This window comes from Pseudomonas sp. TE3728 (assembly GCF_056279145.1).
This window is the reverse complement of record NZ_JBWBQT010000001.1, coordinates 6555021-6580264: the sequence shown is the minus strand read 5'-3', so window position 1 is coordinate 6580264 and position 25244 is coordinate 6555021. Positions and strand designations below refer to the sequence as shown.

The following is a 25244-nucleotide window of genomic DNA, read 5'->3' as shown; positions in this document are numbered from 1 at the left end:
GATTCAGAAGCCAATCCAATCCTGCTCAAACCGCTCCGAAGATGTTTTTCATCGCCGCATACTGCAGCAGCATGATGGTCTTGGCATCGCAGATCTCCCCGCGATAGAACGCCGCCAGCGCCTCGTCGAACGTCCACTCCAGTACTTCCAGTTCTTCGGTTTCCTCCTCCAGCCCGCCGCCATCACTGACCTTCGAAGAGGCGTCGTACTCGGCCATGAAGAAATGCAGCTTTTCAGTCACCGAACCGGGGCTCATGTACGCCTCGAAAACCTTCTGCACATGGTGGACGCGATAGCCGGTTTCCTCCTCGGCCTCAGCACGAATGCGCTCTTCAGGCGCAACGCCTTCCAGCAGCCCCGCTGCCACTTCAATCAACAAACCATCGTGGCCGTTGACGAACACCGGCAGCCTGAACTGACGGGTCAGCACAACAGTTTTCTTCTCGCGATTGAACAGCAAAATCGCCGCACCGTTGCCCCGGTCGTAGACTTCGCGAGTCTGACGCTGCCAGTCGCCGTTGTTGCGCAAGTAATCGAAAGTGATTTTCTTCAGCAGATACCAGTCGTGGGACAGCACCTGGGACTCGATGATGTTGACCCGCTCGGCTGTGTTCGACATGACAATCCATCCTTATGTTCGTCAGAAAGCGTCCATGTTAGGCGAAAACAGAAAAGCCCGGCATGACTGCCGGGCTTCTTTTTTATCGCTGGTTGGCGACTTCAGGAGTCGTTGCGTTTTCCTCTTGAGAAGACAGCTGCTGGCCGTGGATCAACGGCCCATAACGCCGACTGAACTCCCAGTTGTACGCAACGTTGTCCTTGCTGACCCCGTTGTCCCAGTTCACCGACCAAGTCATCAGGCCTTTGATGGGAAGCCCCTTGGCGTCGAGGCGCTTGAAGGCGTTCACCACAGCGGTCGGGTTGATCACATAGCCGGTGGCCGCCGCATCGACGTTGGACGGCAGGCCAATGACGAACTTGTCTGCAGGAATCTTCGTATACCCGCGAGTGCCGGTCACCAGACTTTCGGTCAGGTAGAACAGGAAGTCCTCCTTCATCGCGTCATTGTTCTGAGCGATCCAGGCGCCAGCGCCGTTGTTGGCTTCCGGCACCCAGAGCCCGTCGCCGCCCTGGTTGTAATACTGCGGCGCGATGAAGTCGTAATAGCCTTCCAGCGCCTGAAGGTAGCCGACATATTTGCCAGAAGTGGACAGGTACGGAAACTCCGGCGCCATGCTGATGATGAAGTGTTTGCCTTCGCCGGCGTAATGATCCTTCACCAGTTTCAGGGCAGCGGGCAGGACGGTCTTGTTGTCGGCGAAATCAATCGCGCTCTGTTCAAGATCGATGTCCAGCCCATCGAAGCCGTAGGTTTCGACCAGTCGGATGATTTCGTTGGCCAGCGGCTGTTCGTTACCTTTGTGCAGCTCGATATGCGCGTCGGCGCCACCAAGGGAAATCAGTACCGCCCTGCCCTGGCTGTTCAGCACGCCGACCTGACGGCGGAACTCGGCGTCGGACAGGTTGTAAGGCTTGAAGGTCGGGATGCCGTTGCCCTTCATGAAGGCCACGGCCACCACGTTGTACTCCTTGGGTACGTCCGCCAGGTTCATGTTGGCGAATTTCCCGCGCTGGTAACCGTCACTCGGGCCAGCCGGCCAGTTGTGCCAGAAGCCCATGAGGATCTTTTTACCGGCGATCGAGGGCATCAACGAAGCGGCATCGCTCAGTTGAGACTTCAGTAGTGAAAAGTCGATTTTTGACATGTTCTAATCCTTCAGAACGTGTTGATTAAGAGGTTTGGCGTTACTTGAAATCCACGTCGAACGCTTGATAGAACGCGTTGCCGGTGTTGGCCACGATCCACATCAGCACGATGACGTGATGGCCTTTCTTGTTGGCCGGCAATTTCACTTCGTGGTTGACCTTGGCCTTCATCTCGGCGGAATGGCTGTAGTACGGCACCTGGATGTAGAAGTCCTCGAAGAACGGTTGTGCCTCCAGTTGCGCGCGGCTGATGCGTTGTTTCGGGTCCCAGCCGTCCTTGGTGATGAGCCAGCGGTAGCCACGGGTGACGTGGGGCGCGGTGTATTCCCAAGTGACCTTGAAGGTCTGGCCAGGGTCGACATTCAATAGCGGCCAGGTGAACGGACGATTGAGTTTTTTGCTCATTTCTTCGTTGGTGAAGTTGATGCAATCACGGTCGTCGACCTTGCCGCCACTGAGGATGTGGCCATCGGAGGGAGGGGTAACACTGTCGCTGTCGGTTTGATACGGCGCCGGGAACGGGCCTGCGGCAAGCGCCGGGAAATTCTTGCCACCTTCCATTTCGTTGACCTGCCAGTTACCCAGCAGCCCCTGCTCCACGGCAACCGCGCCGCGGCTGGAGGGGGATGTGACACGACCGTGTCGAAGTTGTGTTTGAGTCTGTGGTTGGTTCATCTTTTTCACTCCGTTGATTTAAGAACTCTCCTTCCCGAGGAGAGGCCTTCAACCTAACGGAGCTGGTTTTTTTGTCCATTGGCCCATTTCTCAGGTGGATCATGCGTTTGCGAACTATTCGCCCGCAAATACTGGATGTATAACCAGCACACCAAATCAAATCCTACGAACCTTGTGGTAAAAGGATTACAGCGCAAGGTAACGATCGGCACGCTTTCAGCCTCAGGAAAGTTGCGCCTTGTATTCTTTCTGATACTGCCCGGCGAGGGTTTCTTTCTGTTGCTCGTCGAGCAACTTGCCGGCCATCTGGAAGAACTTCTGCTCCTCCTCTTTGAGGTGGTGATGGACCTTCTCCGAAAGCTTTTTCGCCGTTGCCAACCAGGACGGACTGGACATTTCGGTCGCATCCAGCGCTTCCATCATCTCGTCCATTTCGTGATGTTCGGAGATGGCGTGGCGGCTAAGATCCACGCCGTTGTCGAACGCCATCAGCGGCATGTAGAAATGGCGTTCTTCAGCGGTTTCGTGGGCCTGAAGCTCGGATTTGAGCCGTTTGTAAGCCTCGACCCGTTCCGGGGTGTCGCCCCGGGTTTGAATCAGCGCATCGGCATAGCGGCGCTGACGGTCGTGGCTTTCGCGCAAGGCTTCAAAAATGTTCACGGACTGTCCTCAATGGCTGCGTTCAGCAATGATGCTGTTCAGGCTAGACATTCCTGGAGTCCCCGGGGTTCCTTCGGTTGCGGGGGATAGAACAATCGCCACAACCGGGATAGGCTCCGTGTTCACTGCCATAAGGATGTGTAGCCTATGACCCTGCGAATCGAATTGTCGAAAAATGCCACTCAGGAAGAGCGCGAGGCGATCCTCACACCGCTGCGCGCCTACAACGCCTCAAAGGCCGGGGCCACGGTGTCGGAGCAGATTGCTTTGCTGGTACGCAATGACAGCGACGAGATTCTCGGCGGGCTTTATGGCCGAGTGTTTTACCGGTGGTTTTTCATTGAATTGTTGTCGGTGCCGGAGCTGGCCCGGGGACAAGGGATGGGCTCGAAGCTGATGCAGATGGCCGAAGACCTGGCGCGGGAAAAGGAATGCGTGGGGATCTGGCTGGACACCTTCGACTTCCAGGCGCCGGAGTTTTACAAGAAGCATGGCTACAGCGAGTTGGGGCACATTGCCGATTACCCGCCGGGCCATAAGCGCTTCTTTTTTCAGAAGCGTTTGGTGGATTTGTAACCTTCGATTGTCGGGGGGGCGCCCCAAAAGATCGCAGCCTTCGGCAGCTCCTACATGGGATTGCGTTCACCCTGTAGGAGCTGCCGAAGGCTGCGATCTTTTGATCTTGCTTACAAACAGGTCGCCAATGCCGCCAATCGGCGTTTGGCGACAAAATCGTCATGCTGCGCGTAGTAGCTCAACGCTGTACCCGAGGCATCGGTGGTCACGTCCACGAAGGACTCGGCCGAACGGGTATACACCGTCGAGCCACCCTTCTTGCCCGGCTGCAAATAAGCGCCCGCATCGACGCCGAACACCGCTTCGTCCTGCCAGGCAAACTGCACGCACTGGGCGACGATTTTTTCCGGTTTGTCCGAGGTCAGGGTTTTGTACGGGGTTTTGGTGCGGGCGTCATTCATCGCCGATCCGGCGCAGCCCGCCAGCAAGGTTGCGGCCAGCGCCATCATCAGAATTCGCATTGCATTCGCTCATCAGGAAAAAGCGGACTGTATCACTGCGACGCAGCGTATCGTTCTGCTTTACTTCATTTATACCGCGACACCGCGCAACGATTCGCGCACCCTGTCGCGCCATTAACGCCGCATCGCCCATTTTTTCCGGGCGCATTTTTCTGGAAAGGTCATGACACCCAACGCCGAATACTACAAACCGACCGCTGAATACGCCGACAAGCTGATCAGCCAGATCGGTCAGACGCCGTCCTGGATCGCCAAGCGAATTGGCGTCACCGACAAGCGGATTCGCTACATTCTCGATGGCGAAAGAACCGTTAAAGGCGAAACCACGCCGATCCAGATGACCTACCCCGAGCAATTTGCCCTGGAGTGTCTGGCCGCGGCTGCCAAGGCGAGCAAAAAGCAGCCTTCCAAGGAGTGACCATGGCGGCAACCGAACAGCAACACGAGCAGGCGCTGAAAAAGTTTCTCGATGAGCGTCCTGAGCTGCGCATCGAACTGGACAACCTGAATCCACTGTTGGCCCAGGCCAAGGGCGTGACAGTGGCGCAGTACCGCGACGAGCGTTTGCATGAAGCGTTCGAAGCCGAGGCTGAGCGCCTGGGTTTGTTTGCCTGGGAGCTGACACTGCAACTGACGGCCGCCACGCCGGAGGATTACCAGGCCCAACGCCTGGAGGTGCACAAGGAAGTCGCGGAGATGGCCGGCATGGACTGGCTGGAGTATTGCGAGTTATATGGGCTAACCAAATAATCATCGCTGCTCAAGGAAGTCCTCTTCAATGCTGCCTTCTCCGTCAGGCACCCGGGCCACGCCGGGCCATCTGCATACCCATAAATGGCGCGGACGCATCGGCTTGGCGCTGGTCGCCGGTTTGTCGGTGCTCGCCGGCATGACCGATGCCATCGGCTTCATGGCCAGCGGCGACTTCGTGTCCTTCATGAGCGGCAACACCACACGCCTTGCCGTAGCGATCAGCGATGGCGATCTCGGGCTGACCCTGCGTCTGCTGATTCTCGTGGCCACGTTCGTCATCGGTAATGCCTTGGGCATTGTCGTCAGCCGGTTCGGTGGCCGACGGGCGCTGCCATTGATGCTGTGCATCGCCACGTTGCTGTGCGGCGCCGCAGCCTGGCCCTATGACAGGCAACTGCCGGCGCTGCTGGCGACGATCATTGCCATGGGCATGCTCAATGCCGCCGTGGAAGAGGTGAATGGACTGCCGGTCGGCCTGACCTACGTCACCGGCGCGCTGTCGCGGTTCGGCCGAGGGCTGGGGCGGTGGATGCTTGGCGAGCGGCGCAATGGCTGGCGGGTGCAGTTGGTCCCATGGACCGGGATGTTTGCCGGCGCGGTGATTGGGGCTTTAATGGAGCATCATCTGGGGCTCAAGGCCTTGTTTGTCAGTGGTCTGCTGGCCGGGGCGCTGGGGTTGCTGTCGTTGAAGATTCCGCGACGTTGGCAGTTGGGTTATATGCCGCGCTGATCGGGTTATCAATTCAGCATTGATGTTGCCTGACACTCCGCTATCGCGAGCAGGCTCGCCCCCACAGGGGTCTGTAGTGGATTTCAGTGTTCTGTACGACACAAATCCCTTGTGGGAGCGAGCCTGCTCGCGATAGCAGCGACTCGGTCTTCAAGTAAACGCCCTTCGCCGCCCCGCTGATAAAGCTTTATCATGGCCGCAGTTTTGCTGATCGAGCCCATCATGAAATTCGCCATTGCGCTGTTTTCCGCCGCCCATGCACCCTCCTCGCGCCGTGCCCTGCTGTTCGCCCAGGCCGCGCTGGCCGGCGGGCATGAGATTGTCCGGCTGTTTTTCTATCAGGATGGCGTCTACAACGCGTCCGGCAGCGTGGTCACGCCTCAGGACGAGCAGGATTTGCCCAAGCAATGGCACAACTTTGTCACCGAGCATCAACTCGATGGCGTGGTCTGCATCGCCGCCGCCCTGCGCCGTGGGGTGTTGAACGAGGAAGAAGCCCAGCGCTATCAGCGTGAAGCGATAGCGGTGGGTGCGCCGTGGGAATTGTCCGGCCTCGGCCAGTTGCATGACGCGGTGCAGGACGCTGACCGTTTGATCTGTTTCGGAGGCACGTGAGATGGCTAAATCCTTGCTGATTATCAGCCGTCAGGCGCCGTGGTCCGGGCCGAATGCGCGCGAAGCGCTGGACATCGTGCTGGCCGGCGGTGCCTTCGATCTGCCGATCGGCCTGCTGTTTCTCGATGACGGCGTGTTCCAGCTCGCCAATAAACAGAACGCCAAGGCCCTGCAACAGAAAGACCTGAGCGCCAACCTGCAAGCCTTGCCGATGTTTGGCGTCGAAGACCTGTTCGTCTGCGGTGAAAGCGCCGCGACACGTGGTCTGGATCCCGAAAACCTGTCGCTTGAAGAAGCCCAGGTGTTGGCTGCCCAGGAAATCACTGCCCTTATTGATCGTTACGACCAGGTGATCACCCTCTGATGTCGACTTTGCATGTGTTGTCTCATTCCCCTTTCGGCGATGACCGCCTGAACAGTTGCCTGCGCGTGATCGGCGCCAACGATGCGCTTTTGCTGAGTGGCGATGCGGCTTATGCCTTGCAGCCAGGCACCGCGCCATTCAGCGCGCTGCACGCCCGCGGCCTGAAGTTGTTCGTACTGGCCGAAGATGCTCAAGCACGGGCGCTGCAAGTCCCGGACTGGGCCAAGGCCATCGACTACCCGGCCTTCGTCGAACTGTCGATTCACTACGACAAGGTCAACAGTTGGCTATGAGATCCCTGACGGTCGGCGCCCGCGCCATTGAACTGGACAAGGACGGTTTCCTCGTCGAACTGAGCGACTGGTCTGTCGAGGTGGCCGCCGCCCTCGCTGCCGCCGAAGACATCGAGTTGAGCCCGGAACACTGGGAGATCCTCGAACTGCTGCGCAGTTTCTACGACGAATTCCAGCTGTCCCCGGCGACCCGCCCGCTGATCAAGTACACCGCATTGAAACTCGGCCCCGACAAGGGCAACAGCCTGCACCTGAACCGACTGTTCAAAGGCACCCCTGCCAAACTCGCCGCGAAACTGGCGGGCCTGCCCAAACCGACGAATTGCTTATGACCGACTATCCAGCACTGACCCTCGAAACACCCGCCGAGCACCCGTTCGCCCAGTTCGTGCGGATGCTTGGCAAGGGCAAACGCGGTGCCCGCAACCTGACCCGCGAAGAAGCCCGCGAGGCCATGGGCCTGTTGCTCGACGACAAGGTCGAAGACACCCAGCTCGGCGCCTTCCTGATGCTGTTGCGGCACAAGGAAGAAAGCGCCGAGGAAATGGCCGGGTTCACCGAAGCCGTGCGTGAACGCCTGAATCCGCCAGCGCTGGCGGTTGATCTGGACTGGCCGACGTATGCCGGCAAGAAGCGTCACTTGCCGTGGTACCTGCTGGCGGCCAAGTGCCTGGCACAGAACGGCGTGCGCATCTTCATGCATGGCGGCGGCGCGCACACGGCCGGTCGGCTGTACAGCGAACAACTGCTCGATACGCTGAACATTCCACTGTGCCGCAACTGGCAGCAGGTCGACGCGGCGCTCGATCAGGGCGGGCTGGCGTTCATGCCATTGGTGGACTGGGCGCCGCAACTTCAGCGAATGATCGACCTGCGCAACACCTTGGGCCTGCGCTCGCCGATCCATTCCCTGGCGCGAATTCTAAATCCGTTGGGCGCTCGTTGCGGCCTGCAAAGCATTTTCCATCCCGGCTATCAGGCCGTGCATCGCGAGGCCAGCGGTTTGCTCGGCGACACTGCCATCGTCATCAAGGGCGATGGCGGCGAAATCGAGATCAACCCGGATGCCGACAGTCACCTGTATGGCACCACCGGCGGCGAAAGCTGGGATGAAGAATGGCCACAGCTGTCGACCCAGCGCCACGTCAAACCGGCCAGCCTTGATCCCGAGCATTTGAAAGCGGTGTGGCGTGGCGACGTGGTCGATAGCTACCCGCAAATGGCGTTGATCTCGACCATGGCCCTGGCGTTGCGCGGCCTCGGTCTGCCCCGCGAGCAAGCGTTCGAAACCGCACAGCAATATTGGGATGCAAGGGACCGATCGATTTAACCGATCATAAACGCCCAACCTTTGCGCTTTTTGTTCGAACCTATGCGCATAGACTCTTCTCCAACGCTTATCGGTTGAGGAGTTTTGCACATGGGTTTGTTAGTCGAAGGCCGCTGGCAGGATCAGTGGTATGAAAGCAAGGACGGCACGTTCCAGCGTGAACAGGCACAACGTCGCAACTGGCTGACCGCCGACGGCAAGCCAGGCCCCACCGGCATCGGTGGTTTTTCCGCCGAGGCGGGTCGCTATCATCTCTACGTCTCCCTCGCCTGCCCGTGGGCCCATCGCACGTTGATCCTGCGTAAGCTCAAAGGCCTGGAAAGCCTGATCGATGTGTCGGTGGTGAGCTTTCTGATGCTGGAGAACGGCTGGACCTTCGACAAGGCTCACGGCTCGACCGGCGACAAGCTTGGCGATCTGAAATTTCTGCACCAGCGCTACACCACTGATACCGCTAACTACACCGGTCGCGTCACGGTGCCGGTGCTGTGGGACAAACAGACAAATCGCATCGTCAACAATGAATCGGCGGAGATCATCCGCATGTTCAACAGTGCTTTTGATGAGCTGACCGGCAATGACCTGGATTTCTACCCGGCGCCCTTGCGAAACGAAATCGACGCCATGAACGAGCGGATTTATCCAGCGGTGAACAACGGCGTCTATCGCGCCGGTTTTGCTACGTCGCAGCAGGCTTATGAAGAAGCGTTCGATGAATTGTTTGCTGAGCTGGATCGGCTGGAGCAATTGCTGGGCGCGAATCGATACCTGACGGGCGAATACCTGACGGAAGCGGATATTCGGCTGTTCACTACGATGATTCGTTTCGATGCGGTGTACTTCGGACACTTCAAGTGCAACCTGCGACGGATTGCCGATTATCCGAATCTGTCGAACTGGCTACGGGAGATTTATCAATGGCCGGGGATAGCCGAGACGGTGAGTTTTGAGCACATCAAGAATCACTACTACGGCAGCCACAAGACCATCAATCCGACCGGGATCGTGCCTAAAGGGCCGGCGCAGGACTTCACTGCGGCTCATGATCGGGCGCGGTTGAGTGGGAAAGGGGTTTGGCGCAAGAACCAGGACTGATCGTAATTCTGTATTGACTTTGAGGGCCCCATCGCGAGCAGGCTCGCTCCCACATTGGATTTGCGTCGTTCACAAATCCCCTGTGGGAGCGAGCCTGCTCGCGATGGGGGGCGACTCGGTCCTCAGACCTGCCCCTGAGCCCCTTCAAACCACGCCAGTTTCTCGCGCAGTTGCACCACTTCCCCGACGATCACCAGCGTCGGCGCATGTACTTCATGCTCCGCCACCAGCCGTGGAAGATCGGCCAGGGTGCCGGTAAACACCCGCTGATTGACCGTGGTGCCCTGCTGGATCAACGCCGCCGGGGTATCGGCCGCGCGACCGTGCTTGATCAACTGCTCGCAGATGATCGGCAGGCCCACCAGCCCCATGTAAAACACCAGGGTTTGCGCCGGCGCGACCAGGTCAGCCCATGGCAAATCGGTGGAACCGTCCTTGAGGTGCCCGGTGACGAACCGCACCGACTGCGCGTAATCGCGGTGAGTCAGCGGAATCCCGGCATAGGCCGCGCAACCACTGGCTGCGGTAATGCCCGGGACGACCTGGAACGGAATGCCATGGGCCGCCAGCTCTTCGATCTCTTCGCCACCGCGCCCGAAAATGAACGGATCGCCGCCCTTCAACCGCACCACGCGCTTGCCGGCCTTGGCCAGATCCACCAGATGCTGGTTGATCTGTTCCTGAGGCACGGCGTGATCGGCGCGGCGCTTGCCAACGTAGACCCGCTCGGCATCGCGACGGCACAAATCCAGAATCGCCGGCGCCACCAGACGGTCATACAGCACCACATCGGCTTGCTGCATCAGACGCAAGGCGCGGAAGGTCAACAGGTCGGGATCACCCGGCCCGGCACCCACCAGATAAACCTCGCCGGTAGCGACAGGCGCTTCGCCATTGATTTTCGCCAGCATCAAGCGCTCGGCCTCGGCGCCCTGCCCGGCCAGTTGCCGGTCGGCAATCGGGCCCTGGAATACATCCTCCCAGAACGCCCGGCGCTGCTGCACATCCGGGAACAGACCTTTGACCTGAGTACGGAAACGCGCCGCCAGACCGGCCAGTTGGCCATAGGTGGAAGGAATCCAGGTTTCCAGCTTGGCGCGAATCAACCGCGCCAGCACCGGCGCATCGCCGCCGCTGGACACCGCGATGATCAACGGAGAACGGTCGACGATCGCCGGGAAGATCACGCTGCACAGGGCCGGAGCGTCCACCACGTTGACCGGCACGCAACGCCGATGAGCATCGGCGGAGACTTGCGCGTTCAGCGGTTCGTCGTCGGTGGCGGCGATGATCAGCCCGCAACCGTCCAGATCCGTTTCGGCGTAGCCACGTACCAGGCACTCGCCACCGCTGCCGACCACTAGCTCGCGCAGTTGCGGTTCGATTTGCGGTGCAACCACCCGCAGCAGCGCACCGGCTTCGGCCAGCAGGCGGGATTTGCGCAAGGCAATCTCCCCTCCGCCGACGACCAATACACGACTGCCGCGAAGGTTATGAAACAGCGGCAGATAGTCCATTTAGCCGATGACCTCAAGGCCACCCATGTACGGCTTGAGCACTTCAGGTACACGGATCGAACCGTCGGCCTGCTGGTAGTTCTCGAGCACCGCCACCAGGGTACGGCCGACCGCCAGGCCGGAACCGTTCAGGGTGTGAACCAGCTCAGGCTTGCCGGTTTCCGGGTTGCGGAAACGCGCTTGCATGCGGCGGGCCTGGAAATCGCCGCAGTTGGAGCACGAGGAAATTTCGCGGTATTTGTCCTGGCTCGGAATCCACACTTCCAGATCGTAAGTCTTGACCGCGCTGAAGCCCATGTCGCCCGTGCAAAGCGCCAGGGTGCGATAGGGCAGTTCCAGCAGTTGCAGGACTTTTTCGGCGTTGGCAGTCAGGCCTTCCAGCGCTTCCATCGAGGTCGATGGCTCGACGATCTGCACCATCTCGACCTTGTCGAACTGGTGCTGACGGATCATGCCGCGAGTGTCGCGCCCCGATGCACCGGCCTCGCTGCGGAAGCACGGTGTGTGCGCCACGAACTTTATCGGCAGCAGCTTCGAATCGACGATCTCGCCAGCGACGATGTTGGTCAGCGACACTTCAGCGGTCGGGATCAGGTACAGATCGGCTTCGCCTTCGCGGCTGATCTTGAACAGGTCTTCTTCGAACTTCGGCAGCTGACCGGTGCCCTGCAACGCAGGCGCCTGCACCAGGTACGGAGTGTATGCCTCTTCGTAACCGTGTTCGTTGATGTGCAGGTTGATCATGAACTGCGCCAGCGCACGGTGCAGACGGGCGATCGGGCCACGCAGCAGGGCGAAACGGGCGCCGGACAGTTTGGCGGCGGTTTCGAAGTCCAGCCAGCCGAATTTCTCGCCCAGGGCCACGTGGTCCTGAACCGGGAAATCGAAGGCCTTAGGCGTGCCCCAGCGGCGCACTTCAACGTTGCCTTCTTCGTCATCGCCGACCGGCACCGATTCGTGCGGCAGGTTCGGGATGCCCAGCAGGATCGAATCCAGCTCGGTCTGGATCGCGTCCAGCTCGACTTTACCGGTGCTCAACTCCCCCGCCATGCGCTCGACGTCCGCCATCAACGGCGCGATGTCTTCGCCGCGCTGCTTGGCCTGACCGATGGACTTGGAGCGCGCGTTACGTTCAGCCTGCAGAGCTTCGGTGCGGGTCTGGACGGTCTTGCGCTGTTCTTCCAGCGCTTCGATGCGCGCAACATCCAGGGCAAAGCCACGGGATGCCAGGCGGTCCGCTACGTCCTGAAGGTTGCTACGTAACAGTTTGGAATCGAGCATGTCGGTTTCTCGTTATCAAAGTTTGGTCAGGGACAGGCCAGCCCAGGTGGCGAGCAGCCCGCCGAATACGCTGATGACCGCATAGCCCAGGGCCAGCGGCACTTGCCCGGTTTCCAGCAAGCGCACCGTATCCAGTGAAAAGGATGAAAAAGTCGTCAGCCCCCCGAGGAAGCCGACCATCAACCCGGCGCGCACCGCAAACGGTACCTCCGGGCGAATCAAAAACAGACCGTATAGAACGCCGATCAGCAAACAGCCCACGATATTAACGGCCAGCGTCGCGGTATAGAAGTGCCGCGGCCAATTCGCGTTGATCCAGTTACCGGTGGCGAAACGCAATAGCGTACCGGCGACACCGCCGACAGAAACGGCAACGATCAATGGAATCACTATTTTCTCCGCTGTCGGGGGCTTAGACGATCAAGCTGCGCGAGGTGGTTAAGCTTTTCGCCGATCTTCAGCTCCAGGCCGCGGGGCACAGGTTGATAGAACCGTTGTGGCTCCAGCTCTTGCGGGAAGTAGTCTTCGCCAGCGGCGTAAGCATCCGGTTCATCGTGGGCATAGCGGTATTCATCGCCATAACCCAATTGCTTCATCAACTTGGTCGGCGCATTGCGCAAGTGCAGCGGCACTTCGAGCGAACCGTGTTCGGTGGCGCTGCGCATCGCGGCTTTGAAGCCCATGTACACCGCATTGCTTTTCGGCGCGCAGGCCAGATACGTAATGGCCTGGGCCACCGCCAACTCACCTTCGGGGCTGCCAAGGCGCTCCTGCACTTCCCACGCCGCCAGGCACAGGCTCAGGGCGCGAGGGTCGGCATTACCGATGTCTTCGCTGGCCATGCGCACCACACGCCGGGCCAAGTACAGCGGGTCGCAACCGCCGTCGATCATCCGCGCGAACCAGTACAGCGCGCCATCGGGATTGGAGCCGCGCACCGACTTATGCAGCGCGGAAATCTGATCGTAGAAAGCTTCGCCGCCCTTGTCGAAGCGCCGACGGGTGTCACCGAGCAGACTTTGCAGCAGGTCGACGCCGATTTCGCTGTTGTCTTCGGCCAGGTCCGAGGCGTTTTCCAGCAGATTGAGCAGACGCCGGCCATCGCCATCGGCAGCGGATAACAGCATCCGGAAACCTTCATCGCTGAGGGTCAGTTGCCGCTTGCCCAGCCCACGCTCTTCGGTCAGCGCGCGATGCACCAGCTTGCGCAGGGCCGCTTCGTCGAGGCTTTTGAGCACATAGACGCGAGCCCGGGACAGCAGCGCGTTATTGAGTTCGAACGAGGGGTTTTCGGTGGTCGCACCGATGAAAATCAGCGTGCCGTCTTCGACGTACGGCAGGAATGCATCCTGCTGGGACTTGTTGAAGCGGTGTACTTCGTCGACAAACAGGATGGTGCGTTTACCGTACTGCCCGGCCTGCTGCTTGGCGACTTCCACCGCCTGGCGGATTTCCTTCACGCCAGCCAGCACCGCCGAAACCGTTTCGAAGTGCGCATCGGAGACTTCCGCGAGCAGCCGCGCCAACGTGGTTTTACCCACCCCCGGCGGCCCCCAGAAAATCATCGAATGCAGGGCACCCTGCTCCAGCGCTTCGCGCAAAGGCTTGCCGCGAGCGAGCAGGTGTTCCTGACCGACGTACTCGTCCAGATTGGTCGCACGCAGGCGTGCGGCCAAGGGCTGAGCAATCGGGGCGCTGCGAAACAGGTCCATCACTACTTATGAAACCTCACTGGGTCCTGATGCCGATCAGTCAAAGCACTAACACCGCATAACCTGTGGGAGCGGGCTTGCTCGCGAATGCGGTGTATCAGTCGCCATCAATGCTGTCTGACACACCGCATTCGCGAGCAAGCCCGCTCCCACAGGTTATGCGTCTTACTCCTGGATCACGTCCGCCCCTTTAGGGATGTCGAACTTGAACTTGGACGCAGGAATCGGCTCGTTGGCCTTCACGCCGGTGAACAGGATATTGGTGCGCTGACCGACGCTATCAATCAGTTGCATGTCATTGACCAGACCGTTGCGGAACGACAGACGCAGGCTGTCGAACAGGGTGTCTTTGGTTTTCGGCTTCAGGGTGAAGTCGATCACGCCGCCAGCTTCCTTGGCGCTGATGTCGAAGCTCTGGCTGATCTTGGACACATCACCGGACAACAACAGTGCCGGAGTCTGGGTCAGACGCTGGTCGAGGGTCTTGATGGTGACCTGCTCCAGGTCCGGGTCCCACAGGGAAACCTTCTTGCCGTCGGACACCATCAGTTGCTCTTGCGGCGCATCGGTGTGCCAGTAGAACAGGCCCGGGCGCTGCAAGGACATTTGACCGGCGGTTTCCTGCAACTGGGTGCCGCTGCCATCAAGAGTCAGCTGGGAGAAACGCGCGGTCAGGGTCTGGGATTTTTCCAGCAGTTGAGTCAGACGCGCCACGTCCTTGTCATCGGCGTGGGCCGAAAGCGTGGTCAAAGCCAGTACCGGCAGCAGCAACATGCGGATAAGACGCATGGGAGTCCTCATAAACATTCGTGGGAGTGCGGGCGGCGCCTCAAGACACCGCCCCTTTCAAAACCGGATCAGTCGCGCACCGGGCCAGGGGCCAGGACTTCACGCGAACCGTTGGTGTTCATGGATGTCACGACCCCGGCCATTTCCATGGCTTCGATCATGCGCGCCGCGCGGTTGTAGCCGATTTTCAGCTTGCGCTGAACCGCGGAGATGGACGCACGGCGGCTTTCCAGGACGAACTGCACCGCTTCATCGTAGAGCGCATCGGTTTCGGCATCATCGTCACCGCCACCGCCGCCGTTTTCAAAGCCGCTACCGGGCTCTTCGACACCGGCGAGGATGTCGTCGTTGTATTCCGGCGCACCGCGCAGTTTCCAGGCTTCAACCACCCGGTGAACCTCGTCATCGGACACGAACGCGCCGTGAACACGAATCGGAAGACTGGTGCCCGGCGGCATGTACAACATATCACCGTGGCCCAGCAGTTGTTCGGCGCCGCCCTGGTCGATGATGGTCCGCGAATCGATCTTGCTCGATACCTGGAACGCCATACGGGTCGGAATGTTCGCCTTGATCAGACCGGTGATCACGTCCACCGACGGCCGCTGGGTCGCGAGAATCAAGTGGATACCGGCCGCACGGGCCTTCTGGGCGATACGGGCGATCAGCTCTTCAACCTTCTTGCCGACGATCATCATCATGTCGGCGAATTCGTCGACGACCACGACGATGGTCGGCAGTTTTTGCAGCAACGGTGCTTCGTCGTGGATGCTTTCGCGCTTGTACAGCGGATCGCTCAACGGCTCCCCAGCGTCCTGGGCTTCCTTGACCTTGGCGTTGAAGCCCGAGAGGTTACGCACGCCCATTTTCGCCATCAGTTTGTAGCGCCGCTCCATCTCGGCGACGCTCCAGCGCAAGGCGTTGGCGGCGTCCTTCATGTCGGTCACCACCGGGCACAGCAGGTGCGGAATGCCTTCGTAGATAGACAACTCAAGCATTTTCGGGTCGATCATGATCAGCTTGGCGTCTTCCGGGCCGGACTTGAACAGGATCGACAGGATCATCGCGTTCACGCCCACCGATTTACCGGAACCGGTCGTACCGGCCACCAGCAAGTGCGGCATTTTCGCCAGGTCGGTGATCACCGGTTTGCCGCCGATGTCATGACCCAGGGCCAGAGTGACCGGCGACTTGAAGTTATCGTACTCAGGGGTCGACAAGACCTCGGAGAACCGCACGATCTGCCGGTCTTCGTTAGGGATCTCGATACCGACCGTGGTCTTGCCCGGGATCACTTCCACGACACGCACGCTGGTCACGGCCAGGGAACGGGCCAGGTCTTTCGCCAGGTTGGAGATGCGGCTGACTTTGACGCCGGCCGCTGGCTGGATTTCGTAACGGGTAATGACCGGGCCCGGGTGAATCGAATCCACCGAGACCTCGACGCCAAATTCCTTGAGCTTGATTTCCAGCAAGTGGCCGACGGCCGCCAGGGATTCAGGCGAATAGTTGAGTTGTTTCTTTTCCGCGGGGTCGAGAATCGAGATCGGTGGCAAGGTGCCTTCCACGGCGCTGTCGACGAACAACGGCGCCTGTTTCTCTTTTTCCACGCGCTTGCTGGGAGCTGCCGGTTTGGGCGGAGCCGGGGCAATCACCGGCGGCACCTGCTTCTCGCGCTCGGACATGTGCTTGCTCAGGGCTTGCTCACGCTCGATCAGGCGCTCCTTGACCTTGGCCTGCTCGCGTTTGTCGGTGACAGTCGGCGCGACCACGTCATGCACGCGATCGTCGACTTCACGCAGCTGGGCGACCAGTTGCTTGCGTTCGACACGGGCCGCCCACCAGCGATTGGCCGCGCCCTGAAACAGTTCGAACAGATCAAGGGTGATCTTGCCGGTGACGTCCATCACCTTGAACCACGACAGGTCGGTGAACACTGTCAGGCCGAACAGGAACAGCGCGATGAACAACAGTGTGCTGCCCTGGATGTTCAGCGCGTTCCGGGCCAGATCGCCGAGGCTTTCGCCCAACGCGCCGCCCGCGCCGGCCGGCAGACCGGTCGCCGCATGGAAATGGATGTGGGCCAGCGCCGCACCCGACAGCACCAGGAATACCAGGCCGATCAGGCGCCAGGAGAACAGCCAGCCGCTCCACTGCCACGGCTCGTGGCGCTGGCGGAAGATCTGATACGCCTTGATCGCCAGCAACAGCGGGAAAATGTAGGCGAAGTAACCCAGGACCATGAACAGGATGTCGGCGCTGTAAGAGCCGGCCGGCCCGCCGAAGTTCTGCACATCGTCGATCTTGCTGTTATGGCTCCAGCCCGGATCGTCTTTGCCATAGGTCAACAAAGCCATCATCAGGAACAGGCACAAGGCGCCGATGGCGATCAATGCACCTTCCTTGAGCCGGTAGTGCAATTGCTGGCGCCAGAGCGGGACGACTGTTTTAGGTGCTGCGGTGGATTTCTTCAAAACGCTTCTTTTCCTGCGCCCATGGCGCGTCCATCTGTTGAATGACTATAAAAACTGCCCAATCCAGGCAGGTAAAAAAGTTAACAGGCGCAACTGGGACTACTTTTAACACTGCGCCCCGGTTTTTCGAAATACGGCACGCACCGCTTTTTTGATACAAACACTGTTACAAGCGAGCATTGTACGGGTTTGTTCACCCGATGCCATGCTTGAGACCCTTGGGTGCAGCATAGCCAACAGCACAGTACGCGCAGTCCAATTTGAGCATGCATTCTCTTTTGTGACAAAGGCTTATGAGGTGTTTTTATGACTGAAGCGAAGCATTCCCGCCTGATCATTCTGGGTTCCGGCCCCGCCGGTTACAGCGCAGCCGTTTATGCCGCTCGCGCCAACCTCAAACCCGTTGTCATCACCGGCATACAGGCAGGTGGCCAGCTCACCACCACCGTCGAAGTCGACAACTGGCCCGGCGACGTCGAAGGCCTGACTGGCCCGGTACTGATGGAACGCATGCAAAAACACGCCGAACGCTTCGACACAGAGATCGTTTACGACCACATCCATATGGCCAAGTTGCAACAGCGCCCGTTCGAGCTCATCGGCGACAGCGGCACCTACACCTGCGATGCGCTGATTATCGCCACCGGCGCTTCGGCCCAATACCTGGGGCTGCCATCGGAAGAAGCCTTTGCCGGCAAAGGGGTTTCGGCCTGCGCCACCTGCGATGGCTTCTTTTACCGCAATCAGGTGGTCGCGGTGGTCGGCGGAGGTAACACGGCCGTGGAAGAAGCGCTGTACTTGTCGAATATCGCCAAGGAAGTTCATTTGATTCACCGTCGCGACAAATTGCGCTCGGAGAAGATCCTCCAGGACAAGCTCTTCGAAAAAGCCGCCAATGGCAATATCCGCCTGCACTGGAACCAGAATCTGGACGAAGTACTGGGCGATGCCAGCGGCGTGACCGGTGCCCGCCTGCGGCACAGCCATACGGGCGAAACCAATGACTTGCCGCTGGCCGGCGTATTCATCGCCATTGGCCACAAGCCCAATACCGATCTGTTCCAGGGCCAGCTGAAAATGCGCGACGGTTATCTGCTGGTCAAGGGTGGCAGCGAAGGTGATGCCACCGCCACGGACATTGCAGGCGTGTTCGCCGCCGGTGACGTGGCCGATCATATTTACCGCCAGGCGGTGACGTCCGCCGGGGCCGGCTGCATGGCCGCGCTGGATGCCGAGAAGTATCTCGATGACATCCCCACCGTTTGACGGTTAACCTCCTCAAGGCGGGCTCAACGGCCCGCTACCGCCCTCCCCTTCTGCAAGCCCGGATGCCATGCTGACTTGGTTACAACGCAACACCCTGACCTTCCCGCCGCTGGAAAAAGCCATGCGCGATCCCAACGGGCTGCTGGCCGCGGGCGGCGATCTGTCCGCCGATCGCCTGATTCAAGCCTATCGTCACGGCTGCTTTCCGTGGTTCTCGGAGGGCCAGCCGATTCTCTGGTGGTCGCCGGACCCGCGCACAGTACTGTTTCCCGACGAACTGCATGTCTCCCGTAGTTTGAACAAACTGCTGCGCCAACAACGCTATCAAGTGACCTTCGATCGGGATTTTGCCGCGGTCATCCGCGCCTGCGCCGCACCGCGCGAGTACGCTGACGGCACTTGGATCACCCAAGCGATGCAGGATGCCTATGTCGAACTGCACAGGCGTGGTTACGCCCATTCGGTGGAAGTCTGGGACGATGGCGCGCTGGTCGGTGGGCTCTACGGCCTGGCTATGGGGCAGTTGTTTTTTGGCGAGTCGATGTTCAGCCGCGCCGACAACGCTTCCAAATATGGCTTCGCCACCCTGGTGCGACACCTGAAAGACTCAGGTTTTGTGCTGATCGACTGCCAGATGCCTACCGATCATCTGCACAGCCTGGGTGCCCGAGCGATTCCCCGCCGCGAATTTGCCGGCTACCTTGCGCGGCACCTGGATCAACCCGGCCGTGCCACTTGGGTTTGCTGAGCGACATTGGCGCGTGTGGCTTACACTTAATGCGGGGAAACTCATTGAGAGCGCCCCCTAATCAAAAGCTTATCCCGAGGGTTGATCATGACCGAGTTGGCGCGTTTGAAGTTTTATGCCACTCAGCCCCACTCTTGCAGCTATCTGCCCGAGGAACAGGCCACGACGCTGTTCCTCGACCCTAGTCAGCCCATGGATGTGCATGTCTACGCAGATCTGTCGGAAATGGGCTTTCGTCGTAGTGGCGATCATCTCTACCGGCCTCATTGCCAGCATTGCAATGCGTGCGTACCGGCGCGCATTCCTGTGGCGCAATTTACCCCCGACCGTCAGCAGAAACGCATTGTCAAACGCAATGCCGACTTACAGGTGCGTCCGGCCAGACCAAAGTTCAGCGAAGAGTACTTCGACCTTTATCAGCGCTACATCGAACAACGTCATGCCGACGGCGATATGTATCCGCCGAGCCGCGACCAGTTTTCGACCTTCCTGGTACGTGATCTGCCATTCTCCCGCTTCTACGAATTTCGTCTCGAAGGCCGCCTGCTGGCCGTGGCCGTCACTGACTTGCTGCCCAACGGCCTGTCGGCGGTCTACACCTTCTATGAACCCGCGGAGGAGCGTCGTAGCCTGGGGCGCTATGCAATCCTCTGGCAAATCGGCGAAGCCCGACGCCTGGGGCTGGAAGCCGTCTATCTCGGCTACTGGATCAAAAACTGCAAAAAAATGAGCTACAAGACCCAATATCGCCCTATCGAACTGCTGATTAATCAACGTTGGGTCATCCTGAGCTAGTGCCCTGTCTCGCAAATACTGTTCCTTTTTGACGGCGTCTGTTGTCATCATGCTGCGTTGCCGCTCCTTGCCATAGCGGGCTATGACTCGTCGCGGCGCCTTGCCTGACGACAACAGCCACTCGCCAAAAGAGGAACGTATTTGTGAGACAGGACACTAACCCCTTGGCTTAAACCCCATTTTTCGGGCACAATGCACGCCGCTTTTGCCTGGCGCAGTTGCACCGGGCCATTCATTGGACACCGAGGGCTTTACTGCATGTCGAAAGAAGACAGCTTCGAAATGGAAGGCACTGTCGTCGACACCCTGCCCAACACCATGTTTCGTGTGGAGTTGGAAAATGGGCACGTCGTAACCGCGCATATCTCCGGCAAGATGCGCAAGAACTACATCCGTATTCTTACCGGCGACAAAGTGCGCGTCGAGCTGACGCCCTATGACTTGAGCAAAGGGCGCATCACCTACCGCGCTCGCTAATCAAGTCAATACAAAACGCCCGGCTATGCCGGGCGTTTTTGTTTGCCTGTGATTTAACAACCGCCGAAACCTGCTTGCGTAGGAGCTGCCGAAGGCTGCGATCTTTTGATCTTGATTTTGCCTATGGCCGGTAACAGCAAGATCAAAAGATCGCAGCCTTCGGCAGCTCCTACAGGGGGATCGGCGTATAACAGACAGGCAGCAAAAAGGCGCCAATCGGCGCCTTTTTGCTTTGTTGCGGTTTAACGTCAGGCCATTTCAGCCGTGGTCTCGAACTCGAAGGTCAGCTCGCCGTCCTTGAGGTCGATGTGTACCACACCACCATGGTCGGCCAGTTCGCCAAAGAGGATCTCTTCGGCCAGTGGACGCTTGATCTTGTCCTGGATCAAACGCGCCATTGGACGAGCGCCCATCGCCGTGTCGTAGCCACTCGCTGCCAGCCAGCCACGCGCTGCGTCCGTCACTTCCAGCTGCACGCGCTTGTCTTCCAGCTGCGCCTGAAGTTCGGTAAGGAACTTGTCCACCACGCTTTTGATGACCTCATGGCTGAGGCGACCAAACTGGATAATGGTGTCCAGACGGTTACGGAATTCCGGCGTGAAGCTCTTCTTGATCACTTCCATCGCATCGGACGAGTGGTCCTGATAGGTGAAACCGATCGAAGCACGTGCCGCAGTTTCGGCACCGGCGTTGGTCGTCATGATGACGATCACGTTACGGAAGTCCGCCTTGCGCCCGTTATTATCGGTCAGCGTACCGTGGTCCATGACCTGCAACAGCAGGTTGAAGACTTCCGGATGCGCCTTCTCGATTTCATCGAGCAACAGCACGCAGTGAGGCTGCTTGGTGATGGCTTCGGTCAGCAAACCGCCCTGATCGAACCCGACATAGCCTGGAGGCGCACCGATCAGACGCGATACGGTGTGGCGCTCCATGTACTCGGACATGTCGAAGCGAACCAGCTCGACACCCAACGCCTTGGCCAGTTGCCGCGCGGCTTCGGTTTTACCGACACCGGTCGGCCCTGCGAACAGGAACGAACCGACTGGCTTGTCAGGCGACTTGAGGCCGGCACGGGACAGTTTGATCGCAGTCGACAGCGAGTCGATCGCCGCATCCTGGCCAAAGACCGTGAGTTTCAGATCACGCTCAAGGTTACGCAGCAGCTCTTTGTCGGAACTGGTGACGTGTTTTGGCGGAATTCGCGCGATTTTCGCGACGATGTCCTCGACCTGAGGCACTTCGATGCGTTTCACGCGTTTCTCGATCGGCTGCAGACGCTGGTAGGCGCCCGCCTCGTCGATGACGTCGATCGCCTTGTCCGGCATGTGCCGGTCATTGATGTAACGCGAGGCCAGTTCAGCAGCGGCGCGCAGGGCTTCATCGCTGTATTCGATGTTGTGGTGCGCTTCGAAACGTCCTTTCAGGCCGCGCAGGATGCCAATGGTGTCTTCCACCGAAGGTTCCGACACATCGACCTTCTGGAAGCGCCGAGCCAGGGCACGGTCCTTCTCGAAGATCCCACGGAATTCCTGGAACGTGGTCGAACCGATGCAGCGAATGTCGCCCGAAGACAGCAATGGCTTGAGCAGGTTCGACGCATCCATGACGCCACCGGACGCAGCGCCCGCACCGATGATGGTGTGGATCTCGTCGATGAACAGAATCGCCTGCGGACGTTTTTTCAGCTCATTGAGCAGCGCCTTGAAGCGCTTCTCGAAATCGCCGCGGTATTTGGTCCCGGCCAGCAAAGCCCCCAGATCGAGGGAATACACCACGCTGTTGGCCAGCAGATCCGGCACCTGGTTGTCGACAATGCGTTTGGCCAGGCCTTCGGCAATCGCGGTTTTACCCACGCCTGCCTCGCCCACCAGCAGCGGGTTGTTTTTGCGGCGACGCGCGAGGATCTGCGCGACGCGCTCGACTTCCAGCTCACGACCTACCAACGGATCGATACGACCCTGGCGCGCGAGTTCGTTGAGGTTGCTGGCATAAGCATCCAGAGGATTGCCTGAAGAGGAAGACTCACCGCCCTCGTCGTCCTGCATATCTTGTTCACCTTCAGAGTGATCGCCATGCCCCGGCACTTTGGAAATGCCATGGGCGATGTAGTTGACGACATCGATGCGCGCAACGCTCTGCTGTTTCAGCAGAAACACTGCCTGACTCTCTTGCTCACTGAAGATTGCGACCAGCACGTTAGCGCCAGTCACTTCGCGTTTGCCCGAGCTCTGTACATGAAAGACAGCACGTTGCAATACACGCTGGAAGCCCAGGGTTGGCTGGGTTTCACGATCCTCGTCATGAAGTGGGATCAATGGCGTGGTGGAGTCGATGAACTCCTGCAGATCATGCTTGAGTTTGTCGAGGTTTGCGCCGCAGGCACGCAAAACGGTGGCGGCAGCCTCATTATCCAATAGGGCCAGCAGAAGGTGCTCGACAGTCATGAATTCATGACGTTTCGAGCGAGCCTCCTTGAAGGCAAGATTGAGGGTGACTTCGAGCTCGCGGTTTAACATAGCTTCACCTCATACCCAAGTGGTCGGCGATTAACCGTCCTTCTCGATTTCACAGAGTAGCGGATGCTGGCTTTCCCTGGCGTACTGGTTGACCTGCATGGCCTTGGTCTCCGCGATGTCGCGGGTAAACACTCCACATACTGCCCGTCCTTCTGTATGGACGGCCAGCATGACCTTGGTCGCCAGCTCGCGATTCAGGTTAAAAAACACCTCGAGCACTTCGACGACGAAATCCATCGGTGTGTAGTCATCGTTGAACAAAACCACCTTGTACATCGGTGGCGCCTGTAGAGCAGGCTTAGCCTCCTGAACAGCAATGCCTGCGGAATCGTCGTCGTGTAAATCAGGGCGATCCTGATTGAATGTTAGTCGAATCTGGCTGATTGCATGCATGGAAAGAAAGGTTCGTCAGTTGTGCAAATACAGTGGTGGGGGCTGTTATGAACGTTTTCAACTCCGACTGCCCGGTCACCTTGACTATCGGAAAATCGGTGTTACAAACAATAGAGCCCACAGTGGGTAAAAAAGGTCCGCGGAGTCAATCCTATTTGCAAGATAGACTGCGGATTAACTGGATGATACTCCAGTGATGGAGTCTGTTGCAGAGGGATATGGGTATGGCTGTCGGTAAGGTGAAATGGTTCAACAATGCCAAGGGGTTCGGTTTCATTAACACCGACGCCAGAGAAGGTCGCGACGAGGATGGCAAGGACATCGATTTCTTTGCCCACTATTCGGCTATTGAAATGGACGGATATAAAACCCTCAAGGCTGGGCAAATTGTTAGCTTTGAGATCATCCAGGGCCCCAAAGGACTGCATGCAGTAAAGATCACATCTGCCACCTCTCCGAACGAACAGAGCGCCATTGCCACCCGGCAAGAAACAGTGTCGAACTGACGCAGCTCATCCAGTCATAAAAAAACCGCCCGAGGGCGGTTTTTTTTGTCAGCTGGTTTACATGTGCGAGATCAACGCATCACCAAACGCGGAAGACGACAGCAGTTTCGCGCCCTCCATCAGACGTTCGAAGTCATAGGTCACGGTTTTCGCGGAGATCGCGCCGTTGGTGCCTTTGATGATCAGGTCGGCCGCTTCGGTCCAGCCCATGTGACGCAGCATCATCTCGGCGGACAGGATCAACGAACCCGGGTTGACCTGGTCCTTGCCGGCGTACTTCGGCGCAGTACCGTGGGTGGCTTCGAACATGGCCACGGTGTCGGACAGGTTGGCACCCGGCGCGATACCGATACCGCCCACTTCGGCCGCCAGGGCGTCGGAGAGGTAGTCGCCGTTGAGGTTCAGGGTCGCGATGACATCGTATTCAGCCGGGCGCAGCAGGATCTGCTGGAGCATGGCGTCGGCGATGGCGTCCTTGACGATGACGTTCTTGCCGGTTTTCGGGTTCTTGAACTGCATCCACGGACCGCCGTCGAGCAGGGTCGCGCCGAATTCTTCAGCGGCCACTTCGTAGGCCCATTCCTTGAAGGCACCTTCGGTGAACTTCATGATGTTGCCTTTGTGCACGATGGTCAGCGAGTCACGGTCGTTGTCGACCACATACTGCAGAGCCTTGCGCGCCAGACGCTTGGTGCCTTCCAGGGACACCGGCTTGATGCCGATACCGCAGTTTTCGTCGAAACGGATCTTGGTGACGCCCATTTCTTCTTTAAGGAACTTGATAACCTTGGTCGCTTCCGGCGAACCGGCTTTCCATTCGATACCGGCATAAATGTCTTCCGAGTTTTCACGGAAGATGGTCATGTCGACATCGCCTGGCTTCTTAACCGGGCTCGGTACGCCTTCGAACCAGCGCACCGGGCGCAGGCACACATACAGGTCGAGTTGCTGACGCAGGGCCACGTTCAGCGAACGGATGCCACCGCCGACCGGGGTGGTCAGAGGGCCTTTGATGGAAACTACATAATCCTTGACCGCGTCCAGGGTTTCCTGAGGCAGCCAGGTGTCCTGATCGTAAACCTGAGTCGCTTTCTCCCCGGCGTAGACTTCCATCCAGGAAATTTTGCGCTCGCCGCCGTAAGCTTTCTTAACAGCAGCATCGACAACCTTGATCATGACCGGGCTGATATCAACGCCAATACCATCGCCTTCGATGAAGGGGATGATCGGGTTGTTAGGAACATTGAGAGAATGGTCTGCGTTGACGGTGATTTTGTCGCCGACGGCTGGAACCTGAATCTTCTTGTATCCCATGCTGTACTCCATTGTTTGGATTGAACATCTGGCTGCGTTCGAGCGTACCCCAGTTAAATCGGCGCGCAAACCCTATGTTCCGCCCATCTGCCGCAAAGCTGCACAGTTCGCGACGTACAAGCCTGAAAGCAAAG

General features: G+C 58.9%; 28 protein-coding genes and 1 pseudogene. 15 read left to right on the top strand and 14 right to left on the bottom strand.

The window, feature by feature from the left end:
• Window positions 1-25: 25 nt before the first annotated feature.
• The 4 genes and pseudogenes from ACZ89R_RS29220 to ACZ89R_RS29205 form a co-directional block, all read right to left on the bottom strand.
• Entirely contained in the window at window positions 26-619 is a 594-nt protein-coding gene (locus ACZ89R_RS29220; RefSeq protein WP_429547309.1) for an NUDIX domain-containing protein, read from the bottom strand.
• Between the two features lie 112 nt (window positions 620-731).
• Window positions 732-1766: pseudogene (locus ACZ89R_RS29215) on the bottom strand (chitinase); the annotation flags it as partial.
• Window positions 1767-1806: 40 nt separating this feature from the next.
• Complete coding sequence (locus ACZ89R_RS29210; RefSeq protein ID WP_429547310.1) at window positions 1807-2442, bottom strand: lytic polysaccharide monooxygenase auxiliary activity family 9 protein; 636 nt, start codon at window positions 2440-2442, stop codon at window positions 1807-1809.
• Window positions 2443-2664: 222 nt separating this feature from the next.
• Window positions 2665-3102 (bottom strand): hemerythrin domain-containing protein, encoded by a 438-nt coding sequence (locus ACZ89R_RS29205; RefSeq protein ID WP_429547311.1) that lies wholly within the window; start codon window positions 3100-3102, stop codon window positions 2665-2667.
• A gap of 147 nt (window positions 3103-3249) precedes the next feature.
• Here ACZ89R_RS29205 and ACZ89R_RS29200 point away from each other — a divergent pair, with 147 nt between their 5' ends.
• Window positions 3250-3678: a GNAT family N-acetyltransferase gene (locus ACZ89R_RS29200; RefSeq protein ID WP_429547312.1), complete on the top strand. Its 429-nt coding sequence runs from the start codon at window positions 3250-3252 to the stop codon at window positions 3676-3678.
• 110 nt (window positions 3679-3788) lie between these two features.
• On the opposite strand, the gene ACZ89R_RS29195 is transcribed toward ACZ89R_RS29200, so the two are convergent.
• Window positions 3789-4139 (bottom strand): hypothetical protein, encoded by a 351-nt coding sequence (locus ACZ89R_RS29195; RefSeq protein ID WP_429547313.1) that lies wholly within the window; start codon window positions 4137-4139, stop codon window positions 3789-3791.
• Window positions 4140-4302: 163 nt separating this feature from the next.
• On the opposite strand from ACZ89R_RS29195, the gene ACZ89R_RS29190 reads away from it, so the two are divergent.
• The 9 genes from ACZ89R_RS29190 (at window position 4303) to ACZ89R_RS29150 (ending at window position 9319) form a co-directional block, all read left to right on the top strand.
• On the top strand, window positions 4303-4557 hold the full coding sequence (locus ACZ89R_RS29190) for a hypothetical protein (RefSeq protein ID WP_429547314.1): 255 nt from the start codon (window positions 4303-4305) through the stop codon (window positions 4555-4557).
• Between the two features lie 2 nt (window positions 4558-4559).
• Window positions 4560-4889 (top strand): DUF6388 family protein, encoded by a 330-nt coding sequence (locus ACZ89R_RS29185; protein ID WP_038982575.1) that lies wholly within the window; start codon window positions 4560-4562, stop codon window positions 4887-4889.
• A 28-nt stretch (window positions 4890-4917) separates the two neighbouring features.
• The gene (locus ACZ89R_RS29180) at window positions 4918-5622 is read left to right on the top strand and encodes a YoaK family protein (protein WP_476241481.1); all 705 of its coding nucleotides are present in this window, start codon (window positions 4918-4920) and stop codon (window positions 5620-5622) included.
• A 222-nt stretch (window positions 5623-5844) separates the two neighbouring features.
• Window positions 5845-6237, top strand: a complete 393-nt coding sequence (gene tusD, locus ACZ89R_RS29175) for a sulfurtransferase complex subunit TusD (RefSeq protein WP_218394454.1) — start codon at window positions 5845-5847, stop codon at window positions 6235-6237.
• A gap of 1 nt (window position 6238) precedes the next feature.
• On the top strand, window positions 6239-6601 hold the full coding sequence (gene tusC / locus ACZ89R_RS29170; RefSeq protein ID WP_123493807.1) for a sulfurtransferase complex subunit TusC: 363 nt from the start codon (window positions 6239-6241) through the stop codon (window positions 6599-6601).
• Entirely contained in the window at window positions 6601-6894 is a 294-nt protein-coding gene (gene tusB, locus ACZ89R_RS29165; protein WP_429547315.1) for a sulfurtransferase complex subunit TusB, read from the top strand. Before tusC ends, tusB begins: the two co-directional genes overlap by 1 nt.
• The gene (locus ACZ89R_RS29160; RefSeq protein WP_429547316.1) at window positions 6891-7226 is read left to right on the top strand and encodes a TusE/DsrC/DsvC family sulfur relay protein; all 336 of its coding nucleotides are present in this window, start codon (window positions 6891-6893) and stop codon (window positions 7224-7226) included. The genes tusB and ACZ89R_RS29160 overlap by 4 nt, the downstream gene beginning before the upstream one ends.
• Entirely contained in the window at window positions 7223-8224 is a 1002-nt protein-coding gene (locus ACZ89R_RS29155) for a glycosyl transferase family protein (protein WP_429547317.1), read from the top strand. The genes ACZ89R_RS29160 and ACZ89R_RS29155 overlap by 4 nt, the downstream gene beginning before the upstream one ends.
• A gap of 90 nt (window positions 8225-8314) precedes the next feature.
• On the top strand, window positions 8315-9319 hold the full coding sequence (locus tag ACZ89R_RS29150) for a glutathione S-transferase family protein (protein ID WP_429547318.1): 1005 nt from the start codon (window positions 8315-8317) through the stop codon (window positions 9317-9319).
• Between the two features lie 122 nt (window positions 9320-9441).
• Here the strand turns inward: ACZ89R_RS29150 and cysG are convergent, their stop codons facing one another.
• The 6 genes from cysG to ACZ89R_RS29120 all read right to left on the bottom strand — a co-directional run bounded on the left by cysG (window position 9442) and on the right by ACZ89R_RS29120 (window position 17092).
• On the bottom strand, window positions 9442-10836 hold the full coding sequence (gene cysG, locus ACZ89R_RS29145; RefSeq protein WP_476241480.1) for a siroheme synthase CysG: 1395 nt from the start codon (window positions 10834-10836) through the stop codon (window positions 9442-9444).
• Window positions 10837-12117: a serine--tRNA ligase gene (gene serS, locus ACZ89R_RS29140; RefSeq protein ID WP_429547319.1), complete on the bottom strand. Its 1281-nt coding sequence runs from the start codon at window positions 12115-12117 to the stop codon at window positions 10837-10839. It lies immediately after the preceding gene.
• Window positions 12118-12132: 15 nt separating this feature from the next.
• Window positions 12133-12507: a fluoride efflux transporter CrcB gene (crcB, locus tag ACZ89R_RS29135; RefSeq protein WP_008008558.1), complete on the bottom strand. Its 375-nt coding sequence runs from the start codon at window positions 12505-12507 to the stop codon at window positions 12133-12135.
• The gene (locus ACZ89R_RS29130; protein ID WP_429547320.1) at window positions 12507-13829 is read right to left on the bottom strand and encodes a replication-associated recombination protein A; all 1323 of its coding nucleotides are present in this window, start codon (window positions 13827-13829) and stop codon (window positions 12507-12509) included. The genes crcB and ACZ89R_RS29130 overlap by 1 nt, the downstream gene beginning before the upstream one ends.
• 165 nt (window positions 13830-13994) lie before the next feature.
• Complete coding sequence (gene lolA / locus ACZ89R_RS29125; protein ID WP_007904916.1) at window positions 13995-14618, bottom strand: outer membrane lipoprotein periplasmic chaperone LolA; 624 nt, start codon at window positions 14616-14618, stop codon at window positions 13995-13997.
• Between the two features lie 68 nt (window positions 14619-14686).
• Window positions 14687-17092 (bottom strand): DNA translocase FtsK, encoded by a 2406-nt coding sequence (locus tag ACZ89R_RS29120; RefSeq protein ID WP_032830114.1) that lies wholly within the window; start codon window positions 17090-17092, stop codon window positions 14687-14689.
• 306 nt (window positions 17093-17398) lie between these two features.
• Between ACZ89R_RS29120 and trxB the strand changes: the two genes are divergently transcribed.
• The 4 genes from trxB to infA all read left to right on the top strand — a co-directional run bounded on the left by trxB (window position 17399) and on the right by infA (window position 20378).
• Window positions 17399-18358 carry a thioredoxin-disulfide reductase gene (gene trxB, locus ACZ89R_RS29115; RefSeq protein WP_429547321.1) on the top strand — a complete coding sequence of 320 codons (960 nt, stop codon included), beginning with the start codon at window positions 17399-17401 and terminating at the stop codon, window positions 18356-18358.
• A gap of 67 nt (window positions 18359-18425) precedes the next feature.
• Window positions 18426-19106 (top strand): leucyl/phenylalanyl-tRNA--protein transferase, encoded by a 681-nt coding sequence (gene aat / locus ACZ89R_RS29110; RefSeq protein WP_192342631.1) that lies wholly within the window; start codon window positions 18426-18428, stop codon window positions 19104-19106.
• 87 nt (window positions 19107-19193) lie between these two features.
• Window positions 19194-19901, top strand: a complete 708-nt coding sequence (locus ACZ89R_RS29105) for an arginyltransferase (protein ID WP_429547322.1) — start codon at window positions 19194-19196, stop codon at window positions 19899-19901.
• A gap of 258 nt (window positions 19902-20159) precedes the next feature.
• Window positions 20160-20378 (top strand): translation initiation factor IF-1, encoded by a 219-nt coding sequence (infA, locus tag ACZ89R_RS29100; protein WP_002553999.1) that lies wholly within the window; start codon window positions 20160-20162, stop codon window positions 20376-20378.
• A gap of 248 nt (window positions 20379-20626) precedes the next feature.
• Here the strand turns inward: infA and clpA are convergent, their stop codons facing one another.
• Both clpA and clpS read right to left on the bottom strand, forming a co-directional pair.
• Entirely contained in the window at window positions 20627-22897 is a 2271-nt protein-coding gene (gene clpA, locus ACZ89R_RS29095) for an ATP-dependent Clp protease ATP-binding subunit ClpA (protein ID WP_007905018.1), read from the bottom strand.
• Between the two features lie 30 nt (window positions 22898-22927).
• Window positions 22928-23290 carry an ATP-dependent Clp protease adapter ClpS gene (clpS, locus tag ACZ89R_RS29090; protein WP_015094394.1) on the bottom strand — a complete coding sequence of 121 codons (363 nt, stop codon included), beginning with the start codon at window positions 23288-23290 and terminating at the stop codon, window positions 22928-22930.
• A 224-nt stretch (window positions 23291-23514) separates the two neighbouring features.
• On the opposite strand from clpS, the gene ACZ89R_RS29085 reads away from it, so the two are divergent.
• Window positions 23515-23796 carry a cold shock domain-containing protein gene (locus ACZ89R_RS29085; protein WP_429547323.1) on the top strand — a complete coding sequence of 94 codons (282 nt, stop codon included), beginning with the start codon at window positions 23515-23517 and terminating at the stop codon, window positions 23794-23796.
• A 57-nt stretch (window positions 23797-23853) separates the two neighbouring features.
• Here the strand turns inward: ACZ89R_RS29085 and icd are convergent, their stop codons facing one another.
• Window positions 23854-25110 carry an NADP-dependent isocitrate dehydrogenase gene (icd, locus tag ACZ89R_RS29080; protein ID WP_123358348.1) on the bottom strand — a complete coding sequence of 419 codons (1257 nt, stop codon included), beginning with the start codon at window positions 25108-25110 and terminating at the stop codon, window positions 23854-23856.
• Window positions 25111-25244: the final 134 nt, after the last annotated feature.

Bases quoted from the DNA above. Each gene is read 5' to 3' on its own strand.
- ACZ89R_RS29220 (WP_429547309.1), bottom strand. From the start codon at position 619: ATGTCGAACACAGCCGAGCGGGTCAACATCATCGAGTCCCAGGTGCTG.
- ACZ89R_RS29210 (WP_429547310.1), bottom strand. From the start codon at position 2,442: ATGAACCAACCACAGACTCAAACACAACTTCGACACGGTCGTGTCACA.
- ACZ89R_RS29200 (WP_429547312.1), top strand. From the start codon at position 3,250: ATGACCCTGCGAATCGAATTGTCGAAAAATGCCACTCAGGAAGAGCGC.
- ACZ89R_RS29195 (WP_429547313.1), bottom strand. From the start codon at position 4,139: ATGCGAATTCTGATGATGGCGCTGGCCGCAACCTTGCTGGCGGGCTGC.
- ACZ89R_RS29190 (WP_429547314.1), top strand. From the start codon at position 4,303: ATGACACCCAACGCCGAATACTACAAACCGACCGCTGAATACGCCGAC.
- ACZ89R_RS29185 (WP_038982575.1), top strand. From the start codon at position 4,560: ATGGCGGCAACCGAACAGCAACACGAGCAGGCGCTGAAAAAGTTTCTC.
- ACZ89R_RS29180 (WP_476241481.1), top strand. From the start codon at position 4,918: ATGCTGCCTTCTCCGTCAGGCACCCGGGCCACGCCGGGCCATCTGCAT.
- tusD (WP_218394454.1), top strand. From the start codon at position 5,845: ATGAAATTCGCCATTGCGCTGTTTTCCGCCGCCCATGCACCCTCCTCG.
- tusC (WP_123493807.1), top strand. From the start codon at position 6,239: ATGGCTAAATCCTTGCTGATTATCAGCCGTCAGGCGCCGTGGTCCGGG.
- tusB (WP_429547315.1), top strand. From the start codon at position 6,601: ATGTCGACTTTGCATGTGTTGTCTCATTCCCCTTTCGGCGATGACCGC.
- ACZ89R_RS29160 (WP_429547316.1), top strand. From the start codon at position 6,891: ATGAGATCCCTGACGGTCGGCGCCCGCGCCATTGAACTGGACAAGGAC.
- ACZ89R_RS29155 (WP_429547317.1), top strand. From the start codon at position 7,223: ATGACCGACTATCCAGCACTGACCCTCGAAACACCCGCCGAGCACCCG.
- ACZ89R_RS29150 (WP_429547318.1), top strand. From the start codon at position 8,315: ATGGGTTTGTTAGTCGAAGGCCGCTGGCAGGATCAGTGGTATGAAAGC.
- cysG (WP_476241480.1), bottom strand. From the start codon at position 10,836: ATGGACTATCTGCCGCTGTTTCATAACCTTCGCGGCAGTCGTGTATTG.
- serS (WP_429547319.1), bottom strand. From the start codon at position 12,117: ATGCTCGATTCCAAACTGTTACGTAGCAACCTTCAGGACGTAGCGGAC.
- ACZ89R_RS29130 (WP_429547320.1), bottom strand. From the start codon at position 13,829: ATGGACCTGTTTCGCAGCGCCCCGATTGCTCAGCCCTTGGCCGCACGC.
- lolA (WP_007904916.1), bottom strand. From the start codon at position 14,618: ATGCGTCTTATCCGCATGTTGCTGCTGCCGGTACTGGCTTTGACCACG.
- trxB (WP_429547321.1), top strand. From the start codon at position 17,399: ATGACTGAAGCGAAGCATTCCCGCCTGATCATTCTGGGTTCCGGCCCC.
- aat (WP_192342631.1), top strand. From the start codon at position 18,426: ATGCTGACTTGGTTACAACGCAACACCCTGACCTTCCCGCCGCTGGAA.
- ACZ89R_RS29105 (WP_429547322.1), top strand. From the start codon at position 19,194: ATGACCGAGTTGGCGCGTTTGAAGTTTTATGCCACTCAGCCCCACTCT.
- infA (WP_002553999.1), top strand. From the start codon at position 20,160: ATGTCGAAAGAAGACAGCTTCGAAATGGAAGGCACTGTCGTCGACACC.
- clpA (WP_007905018.1), bottom strand. From the start codon at position 22,897: ATGTTAAACCGCGAGCTCGAAGTCACCCTCAATCTTGCCTTCAAGGAG.
- clpS (WP_015094394.1), bottom strand. From the start codon at position 23,290: ATGCATGCAATCAGCCAGATTCGACTAACATTCAATCAGGATCGCCCT.
- ACZ89R_RS29085 (WP_429547323.1), top strand. From the start codon at position 23,515: ATGGCTGTCGGTAAGGTGAAATGGTTCAACAATGCCAAGGGGTTCGGT.
- icd (WP_123358348.1), bottom strand. From the start codon at position 25,110: ATGGGATACAAGAAGATTCAGGTTCCAGCCGTCGGCGACAAAATCACC.